The 1,488-nt window shown below is 40.1% G+C and carries 2 protein-coding genes and 1 pseudogene; all 3 read left to right on the plus strand.

Annotated features, from left to right (window positions below; all coding sequences use genetic code 11):
- Window positions 1-159: pseudogene (locus RM529_RS17295) on the plus strand (conjugal transfer protein); the annotation flags it as partial.
- A gap of 2 nt (window positions 160-161) precedes the next feature.
- Window positions 162-1,004, plus strand: coding sequence for a hypothetical protein (locus tag RM529_RS17300; RefSeq protein ID WP_133642537.1), 843 nt, complete (start codon window positions 162-164; stop codon window positions 1,002-1,004).
- 20 nt (window positions 1,005-1,024) lie between these two features.
- Window positions 1,025-1,488: conjugal transfer protein TraK (locus tag RM529_RS17305; protein WP_311485991.1), on the plus strand; the 464-nt coding region annotated here is incomplete at its 3' end.

Raw genomic sequence — 1,488 nt, forward strand, 5'->3', positions numbered from 1 at the left:
AAAATGAGCGATGCCGAACGTGCTGAAATTCTTAAAGCAAAAGAGAAGGAATCCAAACAAATGGTTTCCAACATCACTACAAAAACAAAACGCTATCGTGATATTATTTCCTTCAGAAAAATGCAGGATAAAGTCAATAACCGAGAAACCGAATACTAAAAATGACGGCGACCATTCTCTTAGGAATTGGGCTGGAATATATAGATACCGTTTTCCAGACCATACAGGCCAGCGACTTTTCGCAATATACGATTGCGGGAATGAAAACGCTCGCTGTCCTGTTCTTTCTGGTCAACATTCTCAAAAAATACAATGAAGGCATTGCAGATAAGGATGGTTACACTTGGGGATTGAGTCCAGGCGAACTTGCCAAGAATTTTGCCATTGTCATTTTGGTCATATTCTCGACACAGGTGTTAGGCTTTTTCGATGGAATCTTGGTGGCTATTGAAGGACAATATCGTGGCACAGCACCTGCTTTATTGCCTTTACAGATGCAAGATATTCCCATTGAAGAGGACGTTAGCATAATAGAGGTTGCCCAAGCTGCTATGACACTATTGTATGAAGCCTTGGTCACACCGCTTTACGGATTCAAAATATTTGCATTCATCATTAGCCTGTTCCTCTGGATATTGGATTTGTTCATCTACCCCTTATTCTTGGCAGAACGGTTTTTTCTACTCGGAATAATGCAAACTTTTTTTCCCTTGGTCATTAGCCTTGCAGTCTTTGAAAAGTTCCGTTCGTTAGCTTATACGTTCTTCAAATTATATGCAGCCGTGTATATGCTCGTTCCAGCGTTCTTTTTGGTCAATGTATTTATCAATGCCATTTATACGGAAATCAACACCAATTTTTGGGTCAACCTTTTTGGAACCGATACAGGTCAAGGCTTTTTTGCGCCTGTTGTTCAGTTAGGTTCGGTTGGATTTATCGTTTTCTTGAAATTCAAACTGTATAAACGTGCCACGTCATTCACTCTCAGACTATTTACTGCCTAAGGCAGATTAAAAACAAAAATATGAAAACACCATACAAGAATATTTACAACGTCTTAAAGCTGAATCGATTTATCGTTTTGGCGGTTGTTGTGTGTGCGTTGCTGTCCAGTACATTTTCAGTTTGGATGGTATTCAACACCAATCAAAAAGCGCTCAATAGCGCCTTTGCCATCAATACCGATGGCAGTATCATTCCGCTGAAGCTCGTGACCCAAAAGGAAAATTTTAGGGTTGAAGCTTTAGCACATTTGGATCTGTTCCATAACTACTTCTATAACATCGATGCCAGCAATTACGAACGGAACTTGGAAAAGGCGTTGTGGTTGGGCAATAGTTCCGTGGACAATCTCTACCGCCAGAAAAAAGCCGATGGTGTCTATAACCGATTGCTTCAGTATTCCTTGGTTCAAAAAGTACTGAGCATCGATTCAAGAATATCTGAAAATGATGGTTCGTATGGTTTTACGACGACTACCATTTTTGA

Origin of the sequence: Autumnicola edwardsiae, assembly GCF_031846505.1 — a bacterium.
Classification (GTDB): domain Bacteria; phylum Bacteroidota; class Bacteroidia; order Flavobacteriales; family Flavobacteriaceae; genus Autumnicola; species Autumnicola edwardsiae.

Excerpts from the sequence above, each read along its gene's own strand:
- RM529_RS17300 (WP_133642537.1), top strand. The coding sequence starts at position 162 with ATGACGGCGACCATTCTCTTAGGAATTGGGCTGGAATATATAGATACC.